This window comes from Mesorhizobium sp. M7A.F.Ca.CA.003.01.2.1, from assembly GCF_003998945.1.
Classification (GTDB): domain Bacteria; phylum Pseudomonadota; class Alphaproteobacteria; order Rhizobiales; family Rhizobiaceae; genus Mesorhizobium; species Mesorhizobium ciceri.
The window spans coordinates 1-465 of sequence record NZ_RZRA01001660.1 but is presented as its reverse complement, the minus strand read 5'-3'; the positions used below and the strand labels follow the sequence as shown (position 1 = coordinate 465).

At 62.8% G+C, this 465-nt stretch carries 1 protein-coding gene; it reads right to left on the bottom strand.

Annotated elements, in window-relative coordinates; translation table 11 throughout:
• Positions 1-465: phospho-N-acetylmuramoyl-pentapeptide-transferase (gene mraY, locus EN969_RS34810; protein WP_127419974.1), on the bottom strand; the 465-nt coding region annotated here is incomplete at both ends.

Below are 465 nucleotides of genomic sequence, written 5' to 3'. Positions count from 1 at the left end.
ATCCAGAAGCGGATCACCACCTGGCTTTCGGTCCAGCCGAGCTTTTCGAAATGATGGTGGATCGGCGCCATCAGGAACACCCGCTTGCCGGTCATCTTGAAATAGCCGACCTGAATGATGACCGACAGGATTTCGACGACGAACAATCCGCCCACGATGACCAGCACGATCTCGTGCTTGGTGGCGACGGCGACCGTGCCGATCAGGCCGCCCATGGCCAGCGAGCCGGTGTCGCCCATGAAGATAGCCGCCGGCGGCGCGTTGAACCAGAGGAAGCCGAGGCCAGCGCCGATGACCGCACCGAGCACGACCGCGAGTTCACCGGTGCCGGGCACGAAATGGATCTGCAGATATTCGGCGAACACGGCGTTGCCGGAGAGATAGGCGATGACGCCGAAGGAGGCAGCCGCGATCATGATCGGCACGATCGCCAGGCCGTCAAGGCCGTCGGTCAGGTTCACCGCA